Source organism: Actinoplanes sp. NPDC049118, assembly GCF_040648555.1.
Lineage (GTDB): Bacteria > Actinomycetota > Actinomycetes > Mycobacteriales > Micromonosporaceae > Actinoplanes.
The window spans coordinates 13578-38449 of sequence record NZ_JBEZDY010000048.1 but is presented as its reverse complement, the minus strand read 5'-3'; the positions used below and the strand labels follow the sequence as shown (position 1 = coordinate 38449).

General features: G+C 69.7%; 23 protein-coding genes and 2 tRNA genes. 12 read left to right on the top strand and 13 right to left on the bottom strand.

What is annotated here, in order from left to right:
• Nucleotides 1-385: 385 nt before the first annotated feature.
• Nucleotides 386-1657 (bottom strand): calcium-binding protein, encoded by a 1272-nt coding sequence (locus AB0B58_RS41010; RefSeq protein ID WP_360236344.1) that lies wholly within the window; start codon nucleotides 1655-1657, stop codon nucleotides 386-388.
• A gap of 652 nt (nucleotides 1658-2309) precedes the next feature.
• Nucleotides 2310-2400: transfer RNA gene (locus AB0B58_RS41005), tRNA-Ser, on the bottom strand.
• Nucleotides 2401-2672: 272 nt separating this feature from the next.
• Here AB0B58_RS41005 and AB0B58_RS41000 point away from each other — a divergent pair.
• Nucleotides 2673-3899: a hypothetical protein gene (locus tag AB0B58_RS41000; protein WP_360236341.1), complete on the top strand. Its 1227-nt coding sequence runs from the start codon at nucleotides 2673-2675 to the stop codon at nucleotides 3897-3899.
• Here AB0B58_RS41000 and AB0B58_RS40995 read toward each other — a convergent pair.
• On the bottom strand, nucleotides 3860-4633 hold the full coding sequence (locus tag AB0B58_RS40995; RefSeq protein ID WP_360236337.1) for a type II CAAX endopeptidase family protein: 774 nt from the start codon (nucleotides 4631-4633) through the stop codon (nucleotides 3860-3862). The two genes, AB0B58_RS41000 and AB0B58_RS40995, sit on opposite strands and share 40 nt — an antisense overlap.
• Nucleotides 4634-4789: 156 nt before the next feature.
• On the opposite strand from AB0B58_RS40995, the gene AB0B58_RS40990 reads away from it, so the two are divergent.
• Entirely contained in the window at nucleotides 4790-5899 is a 1110-nt protein-coding gene (locus AB0B58_RS40990; RefSeq protein ID WP_360236334.1) for a globin domain-containing protein, read from the top strand.
• Here AB0B58_RS40990 and AB0B58_RS40985 read toward each other — a convergent pair.
• Entirely contained in the window at nucleotides 5896-7437 is a 1542-nt protein-coding gene (locus tag AB0B58_RS40985; protein WP_360236331.1) for a peptide deformylase, read from the bottom strand. The genes AB0B58_RS40990 and AB0B58_RS40985 overlap by 4 nt on opposite strands.
• A 401-nt stretch (nucleotides 7438-7838) precedes the next feature.
• Here AB0B58_RS40985 and AB0B58_RS40980 point away from each other — a divergent pair, with 401 nt between their 5' ends.
• The gene (locus AB0B58_RS40980; protein ID WP_360236356.1) at nucleotides 7839-8561 is read left to right on the top strand and encodes an IucA/IucC family C-terminal-domain containing protein; all 723 of its coding nucleotides are present in this window, start codon (nucleotides 7839-7841) and stop codon (nucleotides 8559-8561) included.
• 25 nt (nucleotides 8562-8586) lie between these two features.
• Here the strand turns inward: AB0B58_RS40980 and AB0B58_RS40975 are convergent, their stop codons facing one another.
• Nucleotides 8587-10554, bottom strand: a complete 1968-nt coding sequence (locus tag AB0B58_RS40975) for a hypothetical protein (RefSeq protein ID WP_360236327.1) — start codon at nucleotides 10552-10554, stop codon at nucleotides 8587-8589.
• Between the two features lie 266 nt (nucleotides 10555-10820).
• Between AB0B58_RS40975 and AB0B58_RS40970 the strand changes: the two genes are divergently transcribed.
• Nucleotides 10821-11534: a class I SAM-dependent methyltransferase gene (locus AB0B58_RS40970; protein WP_360236324.1), complete on the top strand. Its 714-nt coding sequence runs from the start codon at nucleotides 10821-10823 to the stop codon at nucleotides 11532-11534.
• Between the two features lie 65 nt (nucleotides 11535-11599).
• On the opposite strand, the gene AB0B58_RS40965 is transcribed toward AB0B58_RS40970, so the two are convergent.
• From AB0B58_RS40965 to AB0B58_RS40955, 3 genes are all read right to left on the bottom strand, one after another.
• Nucleotides 11600-12130 (bottom strand): YbhB/YbcL family Raf kinase inhibitor-like protein, encoded by a 531-nt coding sequence (locus AB0B58_RS40965; protein WP_360236321.1) that lies wholly within the window; start codon nucleotides 12128-12130, stop codon nucleotides 11600-11602.
• Nucleotides 12131-12449: 319 nt separating this feature from the next.
• Complete coding sequence (locus tag AB0B58_RS40960) at nucleotides 12450-13106, bottom strand: GNAT family protein (RefSeq protein ID WP_360236317.1); 657 nt, start codon at nucleotides 13104-13106, stop codon at nucleotides 12450-12452.
• A gap of 44 nt (nucleotides 13107-13150) precedes the next feature.
• Nucleotides 13151-14062 carry an NlpC/P60 family protein gene (locus AB0B58_RS40955; protein WP_360236314.1) on the bottom strand — a complete coding sequence of 304 codons (912 nt, stop codon included), beginning with the start codon at nucleotides 14060-14062 and terminating at the stop codon, nucleotides 13151-13153.
• A gap of 114 nt (nucleotides 14063-14176) precedes the next feature.
• Between AB0B58_RS40955 and AB0B58_RS40950 the strand changes: the two genes are divergently transcribed.
• Both AB0B58_RS40950 and AB0B58_RS40945 read left to right on the top strand, forming a co-directional pair.
• A complete protein-coding gene (locus tag AB0B58_RS40950) occupies nucleotides 14177-14518 on the top strand; it encodes a YciI family protein (protein ID WP_360236311.1) in 342 nt (113 codons plus the stop codon).
• Entirely contained in the window at nucleotides 14506-15690 is a 1185-nt protein-coding gene (locus AB0B58_RS40945; RefSeq protein ID WP_360236353.1) for a sigma-70 family RNA polymerase sigma factor, read from the top strand. The genes AB0B58_RS40950 and AB0B58_RS40945 overlap by 13 nt, the downstream gene beginning before the upstream one ends.
• Here the strand turns inward: AB0B58_RS40945 and AB0B58_RS40940 are convergent.
• Nucleotides 15687-16478 carry a TIGR02452 family protein gene (locus AB0B58_RS40940; RefSeq protein WP_360236308.1) on the bottom strand — a complete coding sequence of 264 codons (792 nt, stop codon included), beginning with the start codon at nucleotides 16476-16478 and terminating at the stop codon, nucleotides 15687-15689. The two genes, AB0B58_RS40945 and AB0B58_RS40940, sit on opposite strands and share 4 nt — an antisense overlap.
• A gap of 57 nt (nucleotides 16479-16535) precedes the next feature.
• On the opposite strand from AB0B58_RS40940, the gene AB0B58_RS40935 reads away from it, so the two are divergent.
• Nucleotides 16536-17642 carry an acyl-CoA dehydrogenase family protein gene (locus AB0B58_RS40935; RefSeq protein ID WP_360236305.1) on the top strand — a complete coding sequence of 369 codons (1107 nt, stop codon included), beginning with the start codon at nucleotides 16536-16538 and terminating at the stop codon, nucleotides 17640-17642.
• 17 nt (nucleotides 17643-17659) lie between these two features.
• On the opposite strand, the gene AB0B58_RS40930 is transcribed toward AB0B58_RS40935, so the two are convergent.
• Entirely contained in the window at nucleotides 17660-18193 is a 534-nt protein-coding gene (locus AB0B58_RS40930) for an NAD(P)H-dependent oxidoreductase (RefSeq protein WP_360236302.1), read from the bottom strand.
• 70 nt (nucleotides 18194-18263) lie between these two features.
• Here AB0B58_RS40930 and AB0B58_RS40925 point away from each other — a divergent pair, with 70 nt between their 5' ends.
• Together AB0B58_RS40925 and AB0B58_RS40920 are read left to right on the top strand one after the other, a co-directional pair.
• Complete coding sequence (locus AB0B58_RS40925; protein WP_360236299.1) at nucleotides 18264-18677, top strand: hypothetical protein; 414 nt, start codon at nucleotides 18264-18266, stop codon at nucleotides 18675-18677.
• On the top strand, nucleotides 18674-19024 hold the full coding sequence (locus tag AB0B58_RS40920; RefSeq protein WP_360236296.1) for a hypothetical protein: 351 nt from the start codon (nucleotides 18674-18676) through the stop codon (nucleotides 19022-19024). Before AB0B58_RS40925 ends, AB0B58_RS40920 begins: the two co-directional genes overlap by 4 nt.
• Nucleotides 19025-19076: 52 nt before the next feature.
• Here AB0B58_RS40920 and AB0B58_RS40915 read toward each other — a convergent pair whose 3' ends face one another.
• Together AB0B58_RS40915 and AB0B58_RS40910 are read right to left on the bottom strand one after the other, a co-directional pair.
• The gene (locus AB0B58_RS40915) at nucleotides 19077-19415 is read right to left on the bottom strand and encodes a hypothetical protein (RefSeq protein WP_360236293.1); all 339 of its coding nucleotides are present in this window, start codon (nucleotides 19413-19415) and stop codon (nucleotides 19077-19079) included.
• A gap of 43 nt (nucleotides 19416-19458) precedes the next feature.
• On the bottom strand, nucleotides 19459-20640 hold the full coding sequence (locus tag AB0B58_RS40910) for an Ig-like domain-containing protein (RefSeq protein ID WP_360236290.1): 1182 nt from the start codon (nucleotides 20638-20640) through the stop codon (nucleotides 19459-19461).
• Nucleotides 20641-20818: 178 nt separating this feature from the next.
• Between AB0B58_RS40910 and AB0B58_RS40905 the strand changes: the two genes are divergently transcribed.
• Entirely contained in the window at nucleotides 20819-22957 is a 2139-nt protein-coding gene (locus AB0B58_RS40905) for an ATP-binding protein (protein WP_360236287.1), read from the top strand.
• Nucleotides 22958-23026: 69 nt separating this feature from the next.
• Here AB0B58_RS40905 and AB0B58_RS40900 read toward each other — a convergent pair.
• A tRNA-OTHER gene (locus AB0B58_RS40900) sits at nucleotides 23027-23130 on the bottom strand.
• A gap of 499 nt (nucleotides 23131-23629) precedes the next feature.
• On the opposite strand from AB0B58_RS40900, the gene AB0B58_RS40895 reads away from it, so the two are divergent.
• On the top strand, nucleotides 23630-24526 hold the full coding sequence (locus AB0B58_RS40895) for a GNAT family N-acetyltransferase (protein ID WP_360236284.1): 897 nt from the start codon (nucleotides 23630-23632) through the stop codon (nucleotides 24524-24526).
• A 152-nt stretch (nucleotides 24527-24678) separates the two neighbouring features.
• Nucleotides 24679-24872 (top strand): hypothetical protein (locus tag AB0B58_RS40890; protein ID WP_360236281.1); only part of this gene is annotated, 194 nt, incomplete at its 3' end.

Below are 24872 nucleotides of genomic sequence, written 5' to 3'. Positions count from 1 at the left end.
CCGCAAAGCCGAACACTTCCAAGGCTTCGTCGACATCGCCTGCGCCCTGCTCAGCTACCGCCGACTCCAGAAGATCACCAAATGAGACGCGCCCTAAGGGGTGTCTCGCGGATCACGGCGTCGCCGAGCCGAGGTCCAGGTCCCGCGCCGCGAGGCGGAAGCGGGCCCGGCGCAGGCCGCCGTGATCCGCGAGGCATCCCTTAGCTGTATCGCCATGTTCTACCTGCTGCTGCCCTGCACCGGCGGATGCACCAGGCCCGGGTCGCGAGGGCGCGACCCGGCGCCGACGGGCCCACCGGACCGCCCGATCCGAGGCGACGAAAAGCGGGAGCGCACCGATGGTCGGTACGCTCCCGCTCGACAGGAACCGTTCAGTCGTGCGCTGTTACTTGGCCGACGCCGCTGCGGTGGTCGCCCGAACCTTCGCCAGCGCCGCGGCCTTGGCCGCGTCCGCGGCCGCGGCCGGGGTCAGGGCCGAGCTGCGGGCCGCGCCGGAGGCGGCGGGGATCTCACAGTTCACCGTGGTGCCCGCCGCCATCACGAGGCAGAAGTCACCGACGGCGAGGTTGCTGCCGCCGTCGAGGCTGTCGAGAGCCGTGTCGCTGCCGACCTGCTCGCCGGTCTCGAGGAGGTCCTCGCCGACGAGGCTGTCGTCGCCCGCGTCGCCGTAGACCCGGTCGTTGCCGGCCTGGCCGAACAGGATGTCGTCGGCGTCGCCGCCGCCGATCAGGTCGTTGCCCGCCGCGCCGAGGACGATGTCCTCGCCGGCGTCGCCGTAGATCGTGTCGTCGCCGGCCTCGCCGACGGCGATGTCGTTGCCGGCCGCCGCGATGATCCGGTCGTTGCCGGCGCCGCCGACGAGGATGTCGTCGCCCGCCTCGCCGTAGATCGTGTCGTTGCCCGCGTCGCCCGTGACCTGGTCGATGCCCGCGCCGCCGTTGAGGGTGTCGTTGCCGGCCTCGCCGTAGATCGAGTCGTTACCGGCCTCGCCCCAGGCGGTGTCGGTGTCGGCGCCGCCGCGGATCGTGTCGTTGCCGGTGCCGCCGACGAGCCGGTCGTTGCCGGTGCCGCCGCGCAGCTCGTCGTTTCCGGAGTCGCCGTAGGCCTTGTCCGCGCCGGTGCCCGCGTCGACGCGGTCGTTGCCGGTGCTGCCGTAGATGGCGTCGGTGCCGGAGCCACCGAAGATCGTGTCGTTGCCGCCCTTGCCGTACAGGTTGTCGTTGCCAGAGCCACCCTGCAGCTGGTCGCCGGCGGAGCCACCGGTCAGGTTGTCGTTACCCGAGCCACCGTCGGTGATCAGGTACACGGATGTGTTGTTCTTGATCCAGTCGTTCTTGTCGCCGAGCGCAGCGCTGATCTTCGTCGTCTTCTTCGACGTCGTGCACTTGACCTTCGTCTTGTCGCCCTTGACGGCCTTGCATCCCTTGCCGGCCTTGATGGCCACCTTGTCGTTCAGGGTGACCGTGCGGCCGGAGATGGTGATTGTCAGGCCGTTGCTCTTGCCCACCAAGGCGTTGAACTGCACGGTGGAGGAGCCGACCACCTTCGCCAGGCCCGCCGACGCCGCCTGCGCGGGCATCGCGAACAGGGCGGTGGAGGCGACGGCGACAGCGGTGAAGCTGATACCCGTCAACGCCTTGCGATGGAACACGAACATGCAGAACCCCCCGTAATGAGCGTGCGGTGCGGTGATCGGTGGCGATCATACGTGAGACACGCTCGTACGTTGACCCCAATACGACCGGGGTGGGAATCGTCTGTCTAGTGTGGACTCGAACCTCATCCTCGGTGACGACGAGCTCACGCACCGCCCGGCCGCGCACGACGCCCGGATCGGTCGCCGCGGACCCCCGCGAGCCATTCCGCGAAGGTGGTCGCGTCCTCCCGGAACCACCAACCCTCTGGAGTGGACACGGCGCCGAGACCGCGGTCGGCGGGTACCGCTCGCTTCAGGTTGCGGGGGCCGCAGCGACAGCGACGTCACCGCGGACGCGGTCATCCCCACGAGGGCAGAAGGTAAGCCCGCGCGGGGGCGGCCTCCCTGGTGCTGCCGGCGAGGTGATCCCGTCGGTGGGCGGCGGCCGCCGGTCCGGCGCGCCCGAGGTCGCGGTCGGGCCGACGCCGGGTACCAGGCCGGCGATGCCCGGCGGGAGGTCGGTGACGGCGTGGGTGCCGACGGCCGCCGTCGCCTCGCGCGGCAGGAGCTGCGCGGGATCGGCCGGGGGACGCGCGCGAACCGCGGGAAAGCAAAACGGCCACGATCCGCGTTGCCGCAGGTCATGGCCGAATTAGCGCGAGTTCAACGAGAGCGGAGACTCCGGGATTCGAACCCGGGAGGGGCGTTAAAACCCCAACCGCATTAGCAGTGCGGCGCCATAGACCGGACTAGGCGAAGTCTCCCCGGTGGCCCGCAAGCCACCGACGGTTGAGGATACCGGACCGCCCCGGCGCCCGGCAAAGAGGTTGCCCCTCAGCGGTGCCGTGGCCCGAAATTCGAAGGAATCGACCGACCGCACCCTCTTCCAGCAGGTGAAACGGCCGACACCAGGCTAGGCTGCCACGGCATGGAGGAGAATGAGTCGACGCAGCGCCGTCCGCGGACGCCGAACCCCGCGTTCAGCACGCCTGACCAGCCAACTCCCCAGAGCAAGCCCGCGAAGGCGCCCCCGGCCGTGACTTTCCGGCCACCGTCGGAGAGCAAGAAGCCTTCCGGTACGCCCCCGGAGGCCGCACCGCCCGCCAAGTCCGCGCCGAGCAGATCCGCACCGGCCCGACCGGCCAAGGCTGCACCCGCACCCGCCGCCGAGGCGCCGGCGCAGAACCCGCCCGCCAAGAAGGCGGCCAAGGCTCAGCCGCGGACGCAGCCGGCGGCCAAGACCCCGCCGTCGAGGGTCGAGGTGACCGCACCCACGCCCCCGGCCGCCGAGCCGGCGTCCGAGAAGGCACAGCCGAGGAAGGCGCAGCCCGCGAAGAAGGCTCAGCCGGCAAAGGCCGCCAAGACCGGCGCGGCGCCCGCGGCGAAGGCAGCCCCGGCCGCCAAGACCCCGGCGCCCGCGCCCGACGACGCCGGCACGCCGTCCAGGACGGCCGCGGAGAAGGCAGCCGCGACGGTAAGGGCGGCAGCCGCGGAGGTCGCACCGGCCATCGTCAAGCCGGACCTGACCACCGTTCCCGACGAGGAAACGGCGGCGGCCACGCCCGCCCCCGCTGATCCGACCCTTCCGCGCCGCGCCGCATCCGCGACGGACAGCGTGTCCGCCGCCCGCGTCGAGGCGTGGGCGGCGATCATCGCCGACCCCGGTCACTCACCCGAGCTTCTCGCGCTCGCCGCCACCCAGACCATCGGCCCCCGCGCCCGGCAGTGGTCCCGCCGCACCCGCGCCGCCTACCCGGCCGCGACCCCGGACGGGCTCGCGCGGCTGGCGGTCGAGCAGGTCACCCGGTTCGGGAGTGTCGGCAGCATCTTCGCGGCCGTCGCCGGCTCGTACGCACCGGTCGCCCTGCTGGGTACGGCCGCGTTCACGCACGCCGAGCTGGCGTTGCACGTCGCCGCGGCATACGGCCTGGATCCGACCGACCCCGACCGCGCCGCCGACCTTCTCGTGCTCACCCGGGTGCATCCCGTCCGCGAGGACGCGGTGGCCGCGCTCGCCGCCGCGCAGGGGCAGGGCCACGGGAGCATCGGGCTGACCGAGACGACGCGCCGGCTGGGCCGGCTGCTCGCCGTGCAGGCCGGCGGGTGGGCCGCGATCCGGGTGGTCAACCGCTACTTCCCCGGCACCAGCCTGCTCGCGGCCGCCCTGAGCAGCCAGGGCGCCGCCCGGTCGATGGCCGCGCGCGCCACCGCCTACTACCGGGGTCAGAGCCAGGTGAGCCAGCGGTCCGGCAGCAGCGTGTAGCCGACGAAGGCCACGATGTCGAGCAGGGTGTGCGCCACGATCAGCGGCATGACCCGGCCCTTGCGCAGGAAGAAGAGGGCGAAGACCACGCCCATCACCGCGTTGCCGACGAAGGCGCCGAACCCCTGGTAAAGGTGGTACGAGCCGCGTAGGACCGCGCTGGCGGCGACGATGTAGCCGAGCCGCCAGCCCAGCTCGCGGAGCCTGGTCACCAGGTAGCCGACCACGATCACCTCTTCGAGGATCGCGTTCTCCAGCGCCGCGAGGATCAGCACCGGCACCGCCCACCAGACCGGTTGCAGGGCGGCCGGCACGATCTGCGCGTTCAGCCCGAGCTGCGCCGCCACGTACACGAGAAGCAGGCCGGGTAGCCCGATGGCCGCCGCGAGGGCGACGCCCCAGCCGGCGTCGCCGGCGGGCCTGCGGAAGTCGATACCGAGCGTGCGGGCCGGGTCCAGGCGGTCGCGGCTCAGTAGATAGAGCACGAGCAGCACCGGTACGAGCGCGAAGAAGATGCCCAGGAGCTGGTACGTCAGGTCGAGGTAGATCCGCGGCGACCGGGACTGGTTGAGCACCGCCGCCTGCTCGGAGAGCGGTGGACCCGCGGTCAGCTTCGCCACGAGCGACACCACCGCGTAGACGGCCGAATGACCGAGCGACAACAGCAGCACGATCGCTATCTCCCAGCGGAGCTGGTAGCGGGTTGCCGGGGCTCGATCGAGGGCTGCCGTCACCCCGCCCACTCTAGAAGTGTCAGTCGTTCGAGTGATACCGACTAGGCACATTCGGACCTATCGGGGCAAGCGACGCGCCGAGGGCCTCCGATTTTGCGGCATGGATCGCACTTTCCGTGCGATGCGTAACCGTCTGATCTGCCCAGGCTGATGGACATGGGAGACCTCGCGCGTTTGCTCAAGGAAAGCTGGAGCCTCGTCGAGGAGCATCAGGACAAGGTCGCCGGCTATTTCTACGCGAGGATCTTCCTGTCGCACCCGGATCTGCGGGACCTCTTCCCCGTTCACATGGACGTGCAGCGATCCCGGTTGCTCAACGCGATCGTCACCGCTGTGCAGACCCTTGAGGATCCGGAGAAGTTCGACGACTACCTGCGTGGGCTCGGCCGAGACCACCGCAAGTTCCACGTGGAACCGGACCACTACGAGGTTGTCGGAGGGGCTTTGATCGAGGCGATGCGGCAGTTCGCGGGCGAGCAGTGGGGCGTCGAGTACGACCAGGCGTGGGCGGACGCGTACGCGGTCATCGCCGCCAAGATGCTCGCGGGCGCGGAGGCCGACACCAACCCGCCGTACTGGTACGCGGAGGTCATGTCCCACGAGCGCCGGGCCAAGGACATCGCGGTCTTCACGGTCATGCCGATGCATCCGCTCGAGTACCGCGCCGGCCAGTACCTCAGCATCGAGTGCCCGCGCTTCCAGCCCCGGCTCTGGCGGACCTACTCGCCGGCGAACGCACCGCGCCGCGACAACACGCTCGAGTTCCACGTCCGGGCCGTCGGCGCCGGCTGGGTCTCCAGCGCCCTGGTCCGCCGCCTCGAGGTCGGCGACATGATCAGGCTGGCCGCGCCGATGGGCTCGATGAACCTGGACCGCCGCTCGACCCGGGACGCGGTCTTCGTGGCGGGCGGCACCGGCCTCGCCCCGATCAAGTCCCTGCTCGAGGAGCTGACCCGCTACAACCGGACCCGCTGGGTGCACGTCTTCTTCGGCGCGCGGACCCGCGACGACCTGTACGACCTGGCCGAGCTCAACCGGCTCGCCGCCCGCTACCCCTGGCTGTCCGTGGTGACCGCGTGCAGCGACGACCCGACCTTCCCCGGCGAGCAGGGCAACATCTCCGAGGTCGTGGCCCGCTACGGGCCGTGGAACGAGCACGACTTCTTCGTCTCCGGCTCGGGGCCGATGGTCAAGGGGACCCTGAAGACGCTGGCCGAGCTGCAGGTCCCGTCCGTACGGATCAAGTACGACAGCTTCTCGGACTAGTAGCTCCAGGGGCGGCCGGCCTGGCGGTACTCCTCGACGGGCACGAGGTTGGTGCCCGGCGCCATCCGGTCCACGTACAGGCGGCCCTCCAGGTGATCGATCTCGTGGCTGACCAGGCGGGCCATCGCCCGCTCGAAGGAGGTGATCACCCTGGTGCCGTCGAAGCGGGCGTGCTCGACGTCGACCCGCAACGGCCGGACGACCAGGCCGCGGTAGTCGAAGAACGAGAGACAGCCCTCGTACTGCTCGTCGGTCTCGCTCGATTCGTCGACGATCCGCGGGTTCAGCAGGACCACCGGCTCCTGGCCGCGCTCGGGTGGGCGTACCACGGCGGCGGCAACCGCCAGGCCGATCTGCGGCGCGGCCAGCCCGACGCCCTTGCTGAAGTCGTGCAGGCCCTCGAGCCGGTCGAGGGCGGTCCGGAGGCCGGCGACCGCGTCGCGGCAGGCGGCCTCCTCCCGGGGCAGCTGGAAGTGCCGGGCGCGCTGGCGGAGCAGGTCCGCACCGCGCTGCACGATGCCTATTCCGCGCATCCGCTGGCTCGCTCTCAGCTCGTGGCCGTTGTTCTGGGGCTTGGGGACTCCTTCGTCCGGGTTGGTGGGTGCGACCTGCCCCCGGAACCGCCATTCGAGGCGGTAGCGGGCGTTGAGCAGCGGCGCCTCGGTCGACCATTCGAAGACCGCGCGGCGCGCGTCGTAGTGGCGTTCCAGCGGGGTACGGACGGGGACCTCGGCGGCCAGCGATGTCTCGACGCCCCAGACCTGGGGCTCGAACTCGGCCGGGAAGTCGAGCCGCACGGTGAGGTTGCGGGTGGGTAGGCGGACGGCCCGCTGGAACCACTGCCCCCACTTCTCCTCGCCGACGCTGTAGGCGTACTCGATCGTGGTCCGTTCGCCGGGGTAGAGGGGGAACTGGCCGTGCTCGTTCTGGAAGAGCAGCCAGATCTCCTTGGCCGCGTCCCGGTCCAGCTTGAGCCGCCACTGCATCCGCTCGGGCGCGTCGCCCTCGCCGGCGACCGCGCGCAGGTCCATCTCCTCGAAGCTCAGCGGGTGCTGCCGGTGGTGCCGGTTGGAGCCCGCCGGGTCGTGCGGGAAACGGTCGACGGCGATCTTGACGAGGTATCGGGTGACCGGCTCGACGCCCGCGTTGTACAGCGCCCGGCGGATCACACACCGGTACGCATGATTCGTGTACGTGAGCTCGGCGATCTCCTGCTCGACGATGAGGCCGGTGCCGGGCGGCACCCACTGCGTCGGCACGGGCGGGGACCGGTGCAGGACGGGGCCGCGGGCGTGCCGCAGTTCGTCGTACTCCTGGAAGCGGCGCCAGATCACCCCGCCGGCGGCCAGGACCGCCTCCGCGCGCCTCGCGAAGTCCTCGGTCGGCTTGTGCCTTCGCCCCTCGACGTGACTGACGTAGGAAGGATCGAACCCCATGCGCGCGGCGAGCTGCTTCTTCGTCATCCCGCGCTCGACCCGCCACTGCGAGAGTGCCGACACGAAGTGATCGGCAGCCCTCTCGACTGGCGAGGTGGTCATCACGGATGTCCCCTTTGCGACAGGAATTTCAGTGTCCAGTCTTCAGGTGTCCGCAAGGGGCTAGTAGCGCGTTGCCGACAGATACCTTGACGAAACCGGCAACGCCGCAACGCTCGGTCAGGTCACCGTCGCTGGGGGTATTTACCCCCAAAAGCACCTGTCTGAGGGCGAGCAAACCGGCAATTTGGCCGCGTGGTTAGGTTAGCCTTAACAAGGTACGGTGGACCGTCCCGAAGACCGACGACGCGTGACGAGGTGACAGTGGTGATCCGGCAGCAGAAGCCGCTGCGCCCCGGCCGGAACGACGGCCGCCGGTGACCACCGCCCTGGATCGCGCCCTCGCGGGTCACCCCACCGACGCCGACCGGACGCTCGCTCCGGTGACGGCGACGCTGCGTGCCATGTTCGGCACGAGCACGGAGCTGCCCGGCCTCGCACCGGACCTGCTGGTCGAGGACCCGGCCGGCTGGATGCCGGCCGCACACCTCGCGGGCGCCGGCCTCGAAACGCTGCTCGACTCGTCGCGGCGGCGCTGGCAGGCCCAGCCGCACGCCGCGGCGGCGCTGGCGTGGAAGGCCTACACCTACTGGCTGGCGCTCCCGGCCGTGCTCGGCTGGGCCTCGGCCCGGCGGGTGCCGCTGCTGACCGGCGAGGACGTGCTGATGCACTTCGCCGACCCGCGGCCGCTGGTCACGCTGGGCCTGCGCCGGGACATCACGGTGGCGCTGCTGCCGTCCGATCCGCTGGCGCTGAGCGGCCTCGCCCAGGTGCGGGTCGTCGCCGACGAGGCCGCCCTGCTCGAGGAGCTGCGCCGGTCGCTGCTGGACGAGCACCTGACGCCGCTGCTCGATGCGATCCACGCCAAGGTGCGGCTTGGCAAGCGGACGCTGCTCGGCTCACTCGCCTCAGGGGTGGCCTACGCGGTGCTGCGCTCGGCGGACGTGCTGCCCGGGCCGTCGGAGGAGACCATCGCCACACTTCTCGGCGTTCTCGGCGTCGACGACCTGATCGAGCTGGTGCCGGGCCGGGCCGGAAAGCTGGACGTGCAGCGCAAGACCTGCTGCCTGGCTTTCACCCTGCCGAAGCCCAAGGTGTGCGCGGGCTGCTGCATCAGCGCGGCCTGAGCGCCGCGCCCCGCCCCGGGTTTCGCTACGGGGCGGCCTTGTTCGCGTCCACGAGGTTGCGGACGTCCCAGATCCAGGCGCCGCCCGTCCAGGTCGGCTGGAAGCCCACCAGGTCGGTCATCGCGCGCAGCATTTCGATGTCCCGGACCTGCGGGGTCAGCACGACCACGGCGGCCTTCCAGTAGCGGAGGTCGGCCAGGGTCATCTCGCGCCGGGTCTCGGTGATCTCCGGGATCGGGTTGCCCTGCTTGATCGACGCCATCAGCCCGCTCGTCGGCCGCCACGGCGGCGCGAACAGCGCCGAGCGGTCGGTCGGGTCCAGCGGGTTCTGGTTCGGCAGCAGCGCATACGCGCTCGCGATCCGCATGTCCTGGCCCGTGTACGCGCTCCAGCGCATCGGGTCCGGGTACGAGCTGTCGGGCAGCGGGAGCGCGACCAGCGTGTGGTCGTCGTCCACGTACTGCCGCCAGGCGCCCGAGGTCACGAAGTCGGGGACCGGGTCCATCGGGGTGGTACGCAACGGGGTCGGCGCGAGCGGCACGAGTGCCATCGCGACCGCCGTGATCATCGCGACCCGAACCGGACCGCGGGCGGAGGGCTGGGCCTTCATCAGGTCCGAGGCGCGCTGGCAGCCGAGCGCCAGGATGATGCCGACGATCGGCGCGATCGCCAGCGCCCAGCGGGTCGGCACCGCGGAGTTCAGGACCGGGACGCTGTGCAGCAGCGACCAGAGGCCGGGCACCCCGGTGTCGACGCCGTTGAGCCGGATGCGCGGGCCGAGCGACATCGCGCCGAAGAGCAGCGCGACGCCGGCGAGCGTCACCACGGCGACGCTGCGGCGCATCCAGGCGACCAGGCCGACGAAGAGGATGACGAGACCCCAGCCGAAGAACGCGTTCTCCTCGGCGGCGTTCTGGGCGAGGCGGCCCGCGGTGATGCTGTTCCCGGCCACCGAGCGCTGCGCGTACGCGGTGAAGGAGCCCAGGTCGGCGCCGAAGTACCGGACGAACTCGGGCAGCCCGTGGTAGCTCTGCGGCCCGAAGAACTGCACGCAGAGGGGGTACGCCAGCACCGCCAGCGTCACGGCCGCCGTCACGCCCAGCCCGCGCAGGAACGTGGCGATCTCGGCGGGCCTGCCCTTGCGCCGGGAGATCGACATGACCGCGCAGAAGATGCCGAGGCCGACCGCGGTCATGAAGAGGATCTCGAGGTTGATGAACGCCTGCCAGACCAGCAGCCCGGCGAGGATCAGCCCGTTGCGGACCGCGCGGCCCGGCGTGCGCAGTGCGAGCGTGCGCCAGATGATCAGCGGGACCAGGAACTGGGAGACGATGTTCGGGTGGCCGCCGGCGTGCGAGATCATGCTCGGCGCGAACGTGGCGAACAGCGCCCCGACCCAGGCGGCGAGCCGCGAGCTCACGAACTGGCGCGACAGCACTAAATACCACGAGATGCCGGTTACTGCCAACGCGAGAGTAAGAAACGCGTTGAACGCCACATGCGGCCCGAACAGCACAGTGATCGGCGTCATCGGCAGCGAAACGGCCAGCACCGAGGTGTTGGCCATCATGTTCACCCCATCGGGGTAATTCATGCGATCCGAGAAGAACGGATAAACGCCATCCGTGAGCACACGTGCACCGTGAGCCAACATCCACTCAAAGAATGCCTGATCTTGTGGATCATCGCGCAACTCATGATCAACATTGAGCCACAACGGCACCGTGATGAAGATCGCTACCGCAATGAAGGTCGTTATAGCGAGAAGATCTCGCCTGGTGAGAGAGCGCCACCAGCGGGGGCGGGGCGCAGCCTCCGGCTCACTGTCCGCAGCGGCGTCAACTGCGGGTATGACCGAGATGGGCGCGGTCGCGACCTCTGTTTCCAGGGCTAGCAGCTCCGCGTCCAGGTCGTCGGCGTCGGCCTCGCGGTTGGGCGGCAGAACGTTCCCGCCGGCCGACTGGCCTGTCGAGTCAATACCCGTAATCGTCATAGCATCGGCGAGCCTAACCGAGGTTGGTAACAGTGTTGTGACGGGCGGGGCAGGCGTGATCGAGCCGATATCTAGGCCTGTATTAGCGGTCGATGGCGGCACCCGTGCATGATGGGTATCGCCCGTGGGTACCCACAGGGCCAATGTCTCAATCAGGCTAATAATGAGCGGCCACCCCCTGCTCAACTTTCGGTTGCGCGCGGTGGATGGTTAACTCTTCCGGTCCCGCTGTCAGCTCGGATCGGCAAGACGAGGGAACCTTACTTATGGCAGACATCACTGGAGACCAGCGGATCCAGTCCGAAGTGCTCGAAGGCCTCGCCACGGCCGTGAACCACCGTCGTTGGTTCGTGGAGCTCGCGCTCCCGTACCTGGGCGACAACCCGATCGAGATCGGGAGTGGTCTGGGCGACTATGCGCTCGAGTGGGCGGAGCGAGTGCCCCGCTTCACCGCGACCGAGGCGGACCCTGACCGGCTGGTGCTGCTCAAGGAGCGCCTCGCCGACCACGCCAACATCGACGTGCGGCAGATGCTGCTGCCCGCCGCCGATGCCGATGGTGAGTACAGCGCGGCGGTCTCCTACAACGTCCTCGAGCACATCGAGGATCACGTCGGAGCCCTCCGCAGCATGGCTGAGCTCGTCCGCCCCGGCGGCCGGATCATCCTGATCGTGCCGGCGTTCATGTTCGCGATGAGCCAGGTCGACATCGCGACCGGCCACATCCGCCGCTACACCAAGAAGACGATGCGTGCCGCCATGACCGAGGCCGGCCTGACCATCGAGAAGCTGCACTACGCGAACGCGCTGGGCCTCATCGGCTACTACGGCGCGACGAGCATCTTCAAGCTGGCCCCGAAGGAGGGCCCCATGGTCAAGGTCTACGACAGCGTCGTGCTGCCGGTCACCAAGTTCGCCGAGAGCATCGTGAAGCCGCCGTTCGGCCAGTCGGTCTTCGTGGTCGCGAAGGTCCCCGGCTGACCCTGGGGGTCAACTGACGAAAGCCCGCCGGATCGTCGTCCGGCGGGCTTCGTCGTGTCCGGGGCTCAGGCCTTGACCTGGTACGTCGGGCGGACGGTCGCCCGGGCCAGCGTGTGGAACGCCAGGTTGAAACCGACGTACGCGGGCGTGGCGTCCGCGCCCACCTCGAGGCGGTCGACGTCGAGGGCGTGCACGGCGAAGACGTAGCGGTGCGGGCGGTCACCGGGCGGCGGGGCGGCACCCCCGTAGCCGGTGTCGCCGTAGTCGTTACGGACGGTGAACGCCCCGTCCGGCAGCGGGTCGACACCGCGGGCGAGCTCGGTCACCGAGGCCGGCAGGTTGACCGCGACCCAGTGCCAGAAGCCGCTGCCCGTCGGCGCGTCCGGGTCGAAGCAGGTCACCACGAAGCCGCGGGTCTCGACCGGGAAGCCGGACCACGACAGCTGCGGTGAGAGGTTCTTCCCGCCGACGCTGGTGTGTGCGTACAGCTCGTCGAGCGGCCGGCCATCGGTCAGGTCCGCGCTCGTCACCGTGAAGGCCGGGACCGGCGGCAGGATGTCGTAGGGATCCGGCGCTTCGGCTCGCTCCAGGCTCATGCTCGGTAGTCCTTCCAGGTAATGCCGGCGCCGGTTGGCGCCTACTGCGGGTCTTCCCTAGAACTCCGAGCGTAACCGGGTGACATGTCGCACATCTTTCGCCCCGGTTGCCCGGCCGGACGCCGGAAGTTCAGAAACGCACAGGTGGTGCGCGTACTCCGGCCGGGGATGGGCAATTGTTATGTCAGACATCCGACCGGGTACGAAGGGCAGGAGATCCCCGCGCTCGGTCGCGATCGGTCGCCGTGAGGCGTCCAGCAAGTCGGCACCCGCCCGCTGGGACGGGTGCCGACTGCTGTGTGGGCCCGGCCGCGGGATGTCACCCGGAAGAGGGCTGGAGGCCGAACATCGGCAGGCAGGGTTCGAGGCCCTCGATCCGCACGTCGATCGTGCGGGCGGCCGCCCAGCCCGCCCGGTCCAGCCGCAGCCGGCGGCCGACGACCGGCTCGCCACGGACCAGATGCCGGGCGGTTCCGTCGTCGCAGTAGCCGAGCCGCCGCGAGACCCCGTACGAGGCGTCGTTGTCCGCGAACGCCTCCGAGGTGGCCCACTCGGCGCCCAGCCCGGTGAAGGCCAGGTCCAGCACCGCGGCCCGCATCTCGGTGCCGTATCCCCTGCCGTGGTGCTCCCGGCCGAGCCACGAGCCCGACCCGACCTGCCTCAGTCCGGCGAAGTCCTTGGCGTCGAGCGCCTGGGTGCCGATCACCTGCCCGTCCGCGACGGCGACGAACTGCAGCGACCAGTCCTGGGGCGACCACCGGCCCCAGATGCTCCAATGCCACTGCAGCGTGCTGCGGGCCCGCTCCAGCGGGGTCCCGTCGGTCCACGGCACCACGAACGGCTGCCGGTCCGGCGCGTGCACCCCCGCGGCGGCGACCGCGGCGAGACCCGCCAGGTCGTCCAGGTCCGGAACGCGTAGTTCGAGTCGCTCCGTGCGCAGTCTGAGCCCGAAAAGTGGCCAATATTCGGTGATCATGCGAGCGATTCTCGCGCCCGCGACCGCCGTCCGTTAACCGGTTTTCAGAAGCGTTCGATGTGCAGCCCGCCGTAAAGCCGGCGATAAACGACACCGGTACGCGGGTTGCCGGCATCGATCATCATTCCGCCACCCATGTAGATCCCCACGTGACCCGGACCCACGACAAGGTCCCCCGGACGCGCGGCCTTCCGGGAAATGCTGCGGGCACGGGCCGCCTGACCGCCCGATGAATGCGGCAGGCGCAGGCCGACACGGGCATACGCCCGCTTGGTGAATCCGGAACAGTCGAACGAATTCGGGCCGTCTCCGCCGCGCCGATAGTTCTTACCGAGCTGCGAGCGGGCGTACTCGATAACGGAGGTCATCCGCACCCAGCCCTTGCCGGAGCCGTAGTGCCGGCCACCCTTGCCGCGGCGATGGCCGGTGTGACGCGGCTTCTCCGCCCGGGTCCGGTCGGCGACCGGCCTGTCGGTCTGCCGGGCGGCCACCGCACGCCGGGTGACGTCCCGGCGGTGCGCACCGGCCCGGCGCGCCTGGGACTTCCGCGACACCGCCGTGATCTTCGCCGATTCCCACGTCGAGCGCTGCGCCGAGCGCAGCGCGAGGCCCACCGGCCTGATAGCGGACCGGTGCGCCACGGAGCGCGAGACCCTTTGCATCGCGCGCTGATCCATGCGCTGTTGCTGTGCGGGCACGGCAGGCGTCGTGACCGGGGTCGCGATCTTGACCGTGAACTCGACGTTTTCGAGCGCCGGCGAGCTCACGGCGAGCGCGAGGGCACTGGCTGCGAGGACGCGGCGGGTAGACGGACGGGACAGCGAAGCCTCCGAGTTCGGCCCGGGGCACTCGCGCGAATCCCAATTCGGTACGGCCCATGGTGCCACCGTGCCGGTTGTCAGCCGTTGAGCGGCGACAATGGGAGCCCAGGCAATTATGGTAATTCCGTCGATCATGCCAACACACATTTGCGGTGCCGTTGCACGGAACAGGGAAAATTGCTCCGGGCGATGTAGATCCAAGCGCGACCCGTTCGTATGACAAGTGAGCATTCCTCGAAAGGAGTCACCTTGAAGACGTACCTGCTCAGCATCTTTCAACCCGACGGGCCGCCACCCCCGCCGGAACGACTCGAACCGATCATGCGTGATCTTGCCGCCCTGAACCAGGAACTCGTGGACACCGGCGCGTTCGTGTTCTCCGCCGGGCTGTGCCCGCCGAGTAGCGCCACCGTCGTCCGGGTCGCCGAAGGCGAGGTGCTGCTGACCGACGGTCCGTTCGTCGAGAGCAAAGAGCATCTGGGCGGCTTCACGGTAATCGCGGCGCCGGATCTGGACGCCGCCCTGAAGTGGGCGCGGCGATTGGCGGCGGCGATCACCCTGCCGATCGAGGTGCGGCCATTACAGGGCTGAGCGAGGTATTCCGGGCCGAATACGGCCGCGCGGTCGCCGTGCTGACCCGGATCCTCGGTGACCTCGACCTGGCCGAGGAAGCCGTGCAGGAGGCGTTCGGGGTGGCGAGCGAGAAGTGGCCCGCCGACGGAACACCGGCGAGCCCGGCCGGCTGGATCATCACGACCGCCCGGAACCGGGCGATCGACCGGTTGCGCCGCGAGTCGGCCCGCGGGCCGAAGGAGGCGCAGGCGGCGATGTTGTTTCCCGCGGAACCGGTGGAGGAGGAGGTCGACCGGCTACGGCTGATCTTCACCTGCTGTCACCCCGCGCTCGGCGAGGCGGCGCGGGTCGCGCTCACGCTGCGCCTGCTCGGCGGCCTCACCACGCCGGAGATCGCCCGCGCGTTCCTGGTGCCGGAGGCGACCATGGCGCAGCGCATCGTCCGCGCGAAGGGCAAGATCCGTGACGCCGGTATCCCGTACCGGGTCCCCGGGCGCGCCGAACTCCCGGACCGGCTGCGACCGGTCCTGGCGGTGGTCTACCTGATCTTCAATGAGGGTTACGCGGCTAGTTCAGGCGCGGCGCTGGTCCGCGATGACCTGTGCGCCGAGGCGATGCGGTTGGCCCGGATGCTCGAGGCGCTGCTGCCCGACGAGCCGGAGGTGCGCGGCCTGCTCGCGTTGCTGCTGCTCATCGGGGCCCGCCGGGCCGCGAGAACCAATGTGGACGGTGCCATGATCCGGCTACGGGACCAGGACCGTTCGCTCTGGGACGCGGCGATGATCGCGGAGGGGCAGGAACTGGTGCGCGGCTGCGTGCGGCGGGGCCGTCCCGGACCGCATCAGCTACAGGCGGCGATCAACGCGGTGCACAGCGCCGCGCGGGACGTGACGACCACCGACTGGCCGGCGATCCTGCAGCTCTACGACCAACTGATGCTGGTCGCGCCCACGCCCGTGGTGGCCTTGAACCGAGCGGTGGCGATGGCCGAGGTGGTGGGTCCGCGCGTCGCGCTGGCGGTGGTGGAACGGCTCGAACTGGAGCGCTACTACCTGTTCCACGCGGTCCGAGCGGACCTGTTGCGGCGGCTCGAGCGGGAGGACGAGGCTCGCGCGGCGTATGACCGTGCCGCGGAGTTGACCGCCAACGAGGCAGAGCGTTCGTTCCTGCGGGGGATGGCGGACGGCTAGCCGCCGGGCTGCCGCCCCGCGAGAACGGCCGCGAACTCGGCCCGGTTGGGGCCGAGGATCGCGAACACGACCTCGTCCATCGGCTGCCGGGCCAGCGCCGCCGCGAACGCCTCGGCCACCGTCGCCGGGTCGTTGGCGAAGACCCCGCAGCCCCACGCGCCGAGCACCAGCCGCCGATGCCCGTGCGCGGCGGCGACCGCGAGCACCCGCGCCGCCCGGCGGCGCAGAATCGCCGGAACCTCCGCGGCCAGGTGGGGCTGGCTGCGCCGGATCTCCCTCAGGTTCGGGGCGGCCGAGGTCAGAAACGTCACCGGGTACGCCTCCGTGAGCAGCGCACCCTCGTCGTCACGGAACACCGGTACGCGCGGTGAATAGATCACCCGATCGGTGTAGGTGAGCTCGGTCTGCGCCCGGTGATGGACGTAGAAGTCGTCGGCCGCGCGCAGGCACGGGTACAGCCCCGAGCTGCGGGCCAGGCTCTCCTCCTGTGCCTGCGCCCCGTTGAGGAAGCCGCCGCCCGGGCTGCGCGCCGAGGCGAAGTTCAGCGCGGCGACGTCCCCGCCCAGCCGCCGCGCGGCCGCCAGCGTGGACTCGCCGGTGACCTCGATCCGTACGCCGGGCCCGCCCTCGCCGCTCTCGGGCAGGTCGTGCCCGGGCAGATAGAGGCGGGTCCCGGCGACCGCGTGTCCGATGTCGACACGCACCTCGCCGCCCTGAGGGCCGTGATACCAGCCCCGCTCGACGATCGCGACGGTCTCCTGGGCGATGACCCGCAGCCGGCTCCTCATGATTCATCCATGATGGCAAACGTACGTGGGCCGCGGTGACGCGAGATACTCGGCGCCATGCCGCTGACACTGCTCGATGACATTCGCCGGCTCACTCCGGAGATCCGGGCCCTGGCGCCGCGGATCGAACAGGACCGGGAGGTGCCGGCGCACCTGATCGACCGGCTCTGCGAGCTGGGCGTCTTCCGGCTGACCGCGCCGCGCGCCGCCGGCGGCCTCGAGGCGGAGCCGGCAGACCTGGTCGAGGTCTGCGAGGAACTGGGCCGGGCCGACGGGTCCGTCGGCTGGTGCGCGATGATCGGCGCCGCCACCGGCATCGCGCTGGGCCATCTGCCGGGGGACACCGCCGCCGTACTGCTCGCGGACCCGCGGTTCCTGATCGCCGGCGTGGCCGCGCCGATGGGCCGGGCGGTGCCGGTGGACGGCGGTCAGCGGATCACCGGCCGGTGGCCGTTCGCGAGCGCCTGCCGGCAGGCCACCTGGCTCGTCGGCGGCGTACTGGTCACCGACGGCACGAATCCGCCGTACGCACGGCTGGCGGTCATGGCCCCCGGCGACCTGAAGATCCACGACACCTGGGACGTCTCCGGGCTGCGCGGCACCGGCAGCCACGACATCGAGGCGGTCGACGTGTTCGTGCCGGACGCGCGCGTCTTCTCGCTGGCCTCGCCCCCGGTGCAGCCCGGCCCGCTGTACCGGTTTCCGCCGCTCGCCATGCTGGCGCTCGGCATCGGGGCCGTATCGCTGGGAATCGCCCGCGCGGCGATCGCCGACTTCGCGGAGCTGGCCCGCGGCAAACTCAACCCGGTCACCGGCGAGACGATCGCGGCCAAGCCGTCCGTACGCGCCGCCGTCGCCGAGGCCGAGTCCCTGCGGGCCGCCGGGCTCGCGTACCTGAGGGGAGAGGTCGCCGCGACCGGGACGGACGCGGAACGCCGGGCCCGGCTGCGGCTGGCCGTGCTCACCGCGACCCGGAACGCCGCCCGCGCCGTGGACCTGGTCTATCAGGCGGCGGGCGGCAGCGCCGTGTACGCGGCGAGCCCCCTGCAACGCCACTTCCGGGACGTGCACGTGGCGACGCAGCACGCGATGGTCAACACCGACGTGCTGGAGACGGCGGGGGCGGTGCTCCTCGGCGAGTCCGTGAACACCGCCCGCCTGTAGTACCCGGAGACTCCCCCTCACGCCCTGGTGTAGGGACGGGTCTCGCGGGCGTCGCGCAGCGTCTGCCCCCACCAGGCCACCTGACCGAGCAGACGCTGCGCGGCGGCCCCGCAGTCGGACGGATCGGTGGGCAGGCCGTCGGCACCGAAGCACTGCCGCCCGCCGTGGAAGCTGACGGTGTCGCGGACGGTGACCGCGTGCAGCTCGGCGAAGACCTGCCGCAGATGCTCGACCGCGCGCAGGCCGCCGGACAACCCGCCGTACGAGACGAAACCGACCGGCTTGGCGAGCCATTCGTCGCGGTGGGCGTCGATCACGGCCTTGAGCGGCGCGGGGTAGCTGTGGTTGTACTCGGGGGTGACGACGACGAAGGCGTCGGCGACCCCGAGCTGCTTGGTGACGGTGTCCTCGTCGGCCAGGTCGACGATCTCGACAGCCAGGTCGGTGCGGCCGCGCGCCACGCCGGAGAACCAGGCGGCGACGGTCGGCCCGAACCGCCCCTCCCGGGTGCTTGCGACGATTACTGCCACACGGAGCGGCTCTGCGGACAAGGGTCCTCCTCGGTCGATGCGATGACGAACCCGACGCTAAAACCTCAACCACTGTTTAGGTCAAGCTATAGTGATCGCCCTGACGACCGGGGGCCTGATGAGTGCGGTGTTCTGGAGCGAGGCCGCACGACTGATGTGGCCGCGGGTCCCGGTGGCGCTCGTGTTCGTCGTCGGTCTGCTGGTCACGATCGCCCTGCGACGCCGACTCGGCGCCGGCGCCCGCGTCGCCATCGGCGGTTTCGCGCTGCTCGCCCTGGCCGGCCTGGGCCGGATCGGCTGGGGTCTGTGGACACTGTCGCTCTGGGATGAGCTGGTGGAGATGACGTCCGAGTCCGAACCTCGGCAGTCGGCGGGAATGGAGATCTACCACTTCCTGAACGGACCACTCGACCTCGCTTTTAAGATCCTCTATCTGGTCGGCCTGGCGTGCGTGACGGCCGCCGTCTTCGTCGGCCGCAAGCCGCGAGCGGGGCGGCCCTCATGACATATCTCCAGCTCGTGCCCGCATTGTGCATCAGCCTGGTCGGCCTGGTGCTGGCCTGCGTCTTCCGGCACCGGCTCGGCCGCGCGGCATGGCTGGCCTTCGCGGCGTTCGGCGTTCTGGCCGCGGTCTACGGCGGATCCCTGATCTGGCTACACCACTTCCTCAGCGTGAATCTGTTCGGCCACGCGAACGCCGACGAAGAGGTGCTACGCCTCACCGCCCTCAGCAACAGGCTGCACTGGTGGTTCGCTACAGGCTCCGTCGTCGGCTTCGCGCTCCTGATCGCGGCGGTGCTAACCGGCCCGCGAGCCGGCACCGCGGGCCGCACCGACGACCCAACGGGGTAGCGCGTCCCGCTGCAGCGACCCCGCTCTCCTACGGCGGTGACCCACCGGGCGGTCAGGCGACCCGGGGCACCGACACCGTCGGCAGCGCGCTCCTGCTCACGTCGCCGGTCTGCTCGGGAGACGGCGCCGGCGGCTGAGAAACCGCCGCATTCGCCTCGACACCCGCCTGGGTTCCGGCGTCGGCCGGCGTCGCGATGCCGGAGAGGAACGCGGCCAGCCTGCCGACGTCGTCGGTGGCCAGGCGGAAGGAGCCCCGGCACACCGTGCCCGCCCACAGCGACACGACGACGACCCCGCGGTCCTGGTGGTAGCTCACCCGCATCGTGCGGTCGTCACCGCGTACGTCGTCGAAGATGTCGCCGACGGTCGGCATCGGAAGCACCTCGCCCATACCGACCAGCTTGCCGGAACGACGATCCGGAGGGCAAGCAGAACTAACGCTTGTAGGTTCGGGTGGAGCTGTACCTGACGTTGCCGGCCTTGTCGTACGCCCGGACCCGCACGGTGAACTTCTTGCCGTACTTCTTGGGGTTCACCGTGAACGAGTAGCCAGCCGTGGTGTCGGTCTTCACGACCTTGCCGTTGACCAGCAACTGCACCTTGGCGATCCCGTACGTGTCGCTCGCCTTGGCCGCGACCGTGAACTTCTTCCCGACCTTCGCCTTGTTCTTCGGCGCCTTGGTGATCGACACCGTGGGCACCTTGTTGTCCAAGATGAGGGACCGCCTCAAGACCCCCACGTTGCCGGCCGCGTCGATGCCGTGCCAGCCGAGCGTGTACCTCCCGTCCGGCACCTCCCGGCTGTTGATGGTGACCGTGCGCGAGTTCTCCTGGACGTACGAGCGGAGGTGGCTCGCGGTGTCCAATGAGGCCTCGAAGGCGACGAACGGGCTGGCGTCCTTGTAACCGCTGAGAGTGACCTTGAAGCTGCCCCGGACCGCGCTGCCCGCGGTGGTGCTGCCGGTGATCACCGGCCGGTCGTTGTCGACGGTGACCGTCCTGGTCAGCGCCGTCACGTTGCCCGCCTGGTCCCGTACGCGGACCGTCATGGCGGTCTTGCCGTTCGGAACCCTGACGTCCCAGGGCAGGTCGAGGTTGCCGCCGCCGACGAGGTCCTTCGACGAGACCACCGCGTCGCCGACGATCAACTCGGAGCCGATGACGTAGATGTTGTCGGCCGCGTCGACGACGAGTTCGCCGCCCTGGCCGATGTAACCGCTCTTCCGTGGGAAGCGAACGGTGAGTCCGGTCGGCGGTTTGTTGTCGACCGTGACGTGGTATCCGTCTGTCATCTGCGAGCCGCGGGCCGTGGTGGCCAGGGTACTCAGGAGCACCGTGCCGTCGAGGCCCGTGGTGTCCCAGTCGATGCCCCAGGGCGCGGCGGTGTCCGTGCCGACCTCATTGCCGTCGGCGAACAGCGTCAGGCTGGTGACGGCGGACATGTCCTCGCCGGGCGCCGGCCGGAAGGTCACCGGCGTGACGCCACCGACCCAGTGCTGCGCGGTGCGCGCGTAGACCTTCGGCACCGAACCGGCGGCGAAGGCGGGTGGTGTGATGAATGAGGCGGCCAGTGCGGCCGCGGTGACGAATCCGGTGTACCGGAGTGTGGAACCCAAGACATCCCCCCATATCACCGCGACGGGAGTCTATAGCAGCCGGTCGCCCGGCCTGGGCCGGCTCTCAGCCCGTCACGGCGGCCGGCGACGCCGACCACGTCGCAACTCAAGCCGCCCGTCTCAGCGCCGGTGAAAATCGGCCGATAAGGGGAGGAAGACTGTCGAGCGGGGGGTAGCGGTGACAACTGGTTATGGGCTGTCCCTGGCCCGGACCATGTTGTTCGCCCTCGCCTACGCCGGCGCGTGCTACCTGGGCCGAAGCTTCTGGCTGGGCCAAGGGATCAACCTGGTCTGGCCGGCCACAGGCGTCGCCGTTGTCTGGTTCTGCGCGCACCGGCGGGCGCCCACCCGCCGCCTTGACATGCTGCTCCTCGTCCTGATCCTGGGCGGGGTGGACTGGCTGACCGGGGCCACCGCGGCGAGCGCTGTCATCACCGGCCTCGCCGGCCTGATTCAGTTCACGGTCTTCCTCTGGCTGTTTCACCGATGGGGCCCGCACCTTTGGGGCGCGGGCGGCAACGCGCCACTGCGCTCCCCGCGGGACCTGTGGATCCTGCTCGGCGCCGGCCTCGCGGCGACCGTCGCCGGCAAGGCCGTCAACCTGCTGGGCCAGGGACTTCTCACCGACGGGTTCCCGGTCCTCAACTCGGCCATGTCGGTGGCCCGGCACATCGCCAGCATCCTGATCATCGGATCCGCCGGAATCTGCGCGGGCGCCGCGCTCACCCGGCTCCGGGCCGAGGGCCGCTCGATCGCCGATTGGTGGCGCGACCGCAGCCCCGCCTCGCCCTGGCGGATCGCCGAGATCGCCGGAATCGGCGCCCTCAGCGTCGCCGGATACCTGGCGGTGTTCGCGTCCGAGGGCCGCTTCCCGGTGTCGTTCACCCTGCTCGGCTTCACCGTCCTGGTGGGCACCCGACTCAGCACCCCGTGGGTGCTGTTGCACAACTCGGTGGCCTGGGTCGTCGCGTTGTGGTTGACCCTGGCCGGTTTCGGCCCCTTCGCCCTGATCAGTGACGTGGTCCTGCGCGGGGCCGTCGTGCAGCTCTTCGCCGTCCTGGTCGCCGTGGTCGGGCTGTCCCTGTCGCTGGGCCGGGACGAACGACGTACGCTGCTGAGCGCCCTGGCCCAGGAGAAGGCCGAGCTGGCCGCCCGGCAGGTCGAACTGGCCGCGCAGAAGGCGGAGATCACCCACCACGCCGACCTGCTCGCCGCGATCATCGACTCGATGGGCGACGGCCTCGCGGTGATCGGCCCGGACTGCCGGGTGACGTTGCGCAACCCCGCCGTCACCGACCTCTTCGTCGGGCGCGCCGGCCGGGACGACATCCTCGGCACCGACTGGTCCGGCCTTCACCACGTCGACGGCACCCGGTACGCCGAGGGCGAGCTGGCCTACCTGCAGGCGCTCGCCGGCGAGGACGGCCCCGGGGTCGACGTGCTGATCCACAACCAGGGTGCGTCGGACAGCCGGGTGGTCCGGGTGACCGCCACCGCGCTGCCGCACCCAGACGGCACGGTCAGCACGGTCGTGCTCTTCCACGACGTGACCGCCGAACGCCGGCACCGCGACGAGCTGACCAACTTCGCCGGCGTGGTGGCCCACGACCTGCTCAACCCGCTCGCCTGCGTGGACGGGTGGACGATCGCGACGCGGGACTCGCTGGAGGGCGTACCGGACCATCCCGATCTGGTCCAGGCCCGCGCCGACCTGGCCCGCCTGGCCGAGGCCTCCGCGCGGATGCGCGGCCTGATCGACGGCCTGCTGTCCTACGCGACGGTACGAGAGGCGATGGTCGCCCCGGCCGAGGTGGAAATGGCCGAGGTGATCGCCGACATCGCCCGCGCCCGCGCGGACGCGGCGGTGGCATCCGGCAAACCGGAGCCGCACTTCACCGTCGGCGAGCTGCCCTCGGTCCAGGCGGACCCGGTGCTGGTCCGGCAGCTGCTCGACAACCTGGTCGGCAACGCCATCAAATACACCGCGCCAGGCGTGGTCCCTGCGCTGCGGATCACCGCCACGCAGGACGAAGCCATGGTCACCGTGCGTATCGCGGACAACGGCATCGGCATTCCCGAAGGCCAGCATGAAGCGATCTTCGGCAACTTCCACCGGGCGCACGCCGATAGCGGCTATCTGGGCACCGGGCTCGGGCTGGCGATCTGCAGACGCATCGTGGAACGGCACGGCGGCACCATCACAGCCACCGACGACCCCGCCGGCGGCTCCTGCTTCACATTCACGCTGCCAAGAAGCCTCGCCTCCGCCGCCACGGCATCGCGCCCATCGGCGCCGATGTCGAGAGGCCCTAACTGAACCGAAGTCACGTCGAAGGCCCGCTTTTCTGCGTATCCGCAGTTCAGCTGGGCCTTTTTGCACCTTGGGAGCGGAGGGCGTGGGATTCGAACCCACGGAGACGCGGAACGCCTCACCGGTTTTCAAGACCGGGCACTATAAGGCTGTGACCAGCACAGACACTCGGAACCCGCAGCGCGTTGGGCAGTATGTGGGCAGCAATGGCGCGCACCCCGTCAATCGCAGGGCGCTCCCGCCACCGAGCGTCTAGTTCGATGAACCCCCGCCCACACGCTTTCCAAGTCTGCTGCCGGTGGTTCGGCGGTGATCGGCACCGTACGTGACCTGCGACGGCGCGTGCATCGCGGACGCCCTTGGACACTGTCGGACGGCAGCGAATGAGACCACAACTGAGACCATGCACCTCCTCCTAGTTCAAGGAAGCTGGCCAGGTTGCTCGTCGAGTAGACCGTCCGCCCTGCTTCCATCGGGCTCCAACGGCTCTCCGTGCGCCGGAGACGACGCCTCGACATCCACGACTGCCTCGTCAGCCTCGCTGGCCTCTCTGATCTGCTGGCACTGACTAGACGGGAAAGGTCGCGTTAGCGGCTTTAAGCGGTGGAGGCCCATCACGTTCCTGAACCTCCGAATACACTGGTCTTGCATAGTTTGGCAGACCGCTTGGGGGATGTAATGGCGGGTGAGGATGCGGGAGAGGATTCTGCCTTATCCTCCGAATCCGAGGCTGGACGCTATATTCGATTGCACGAGTTCAGCGAAGGGCAACCGTTTGCGCCGTTGCTCCAGCAGCAGGTGATCGACCTGTTTGACCGAACATATTCCGACTATCCACATGACGCTGGACTGACCAGAGTTGACCGTGTCAGGTTCGTGGCCATGCACAATGGCAGAGTTGTGGGCCACGCTGCATTCGACATACGGGGCCGTTATGCCCAGATCGTCGGTTTGGTGGTAGATAGCGCTTTTCGGGGTCGCGGCATCGGGGCAGCGCTGGAGCGCGCGCGATGGGCGCGAATACGAGGTCAGGGCCTCCTCGGTTATATGAGCTGTATGTGCGAGGACGCATGGAGTCAGACGTTCAAATCCAAACTCGGGTTCGTCCCGGTGTGTGTGAAGTACGGCCAGACGTACAGCAGGGTGAAGCACCAGAAGTACAGCTCATTCCTGAAGTTCAGCGAGGTGGAACCGATACCGGTCCCCATTCTCGGTGGAGCCGTGATGGTAAATGAATATTATCCTGCGCTTAGAGTGATCTCCGATCGCCAAGAGGTGATCGACGACGCGGCGCGACACGATGACACCTATACGGAATTGCTAGTCAGTCCGGAGCGCGCAGTCCGCCTGTTGGACGACCCGCGGTACTTCTACACAGGAATCGATTTGCATTTGCATTGGGGAACTTGGCACCATTGTTTTCAGCTAAAAAACAGATCTTTCCATGGGGGTATTGCGGCGGTTCCGTACCTCGATCCCAGTTGGGTGGGCCGCCGCCAAGCCATGAAGGAACGTCTTGAGGCCCAGCGAAACCGCATCGGCGCTGCACGCCGGACCGGCGCACCCGCCACCTGACCGACGTCGAAGCCTGCCGAAGCCTCGACTCGCCCTCTCGCCGCCGGTCGCCAGTCTCGCGCCCGTGAACAACAGCCATGTAGTTCAACCGAGCTATTCTTTGGTGGGAGTCCAGCCACGGCAGTGCCGATCGATCGGAGGAAGCTCCCAGAATGACCGACACGGCCACGCTGTTCTCAGAGATGAAGGTCGACGCCGTCACCCTCTTCCCGAAGCGGGACCTCGCCGGGCTCTTCCCGAAGGTCGACGCCGCCGGGCTCTTCCCGAAGGTCGACGCCGCCGGGCTCTTCCCGAAGCGGGACCTCGCCGCGCTCTTCCCGAAGCGGGACCTCGCCGCGCTCTTCCC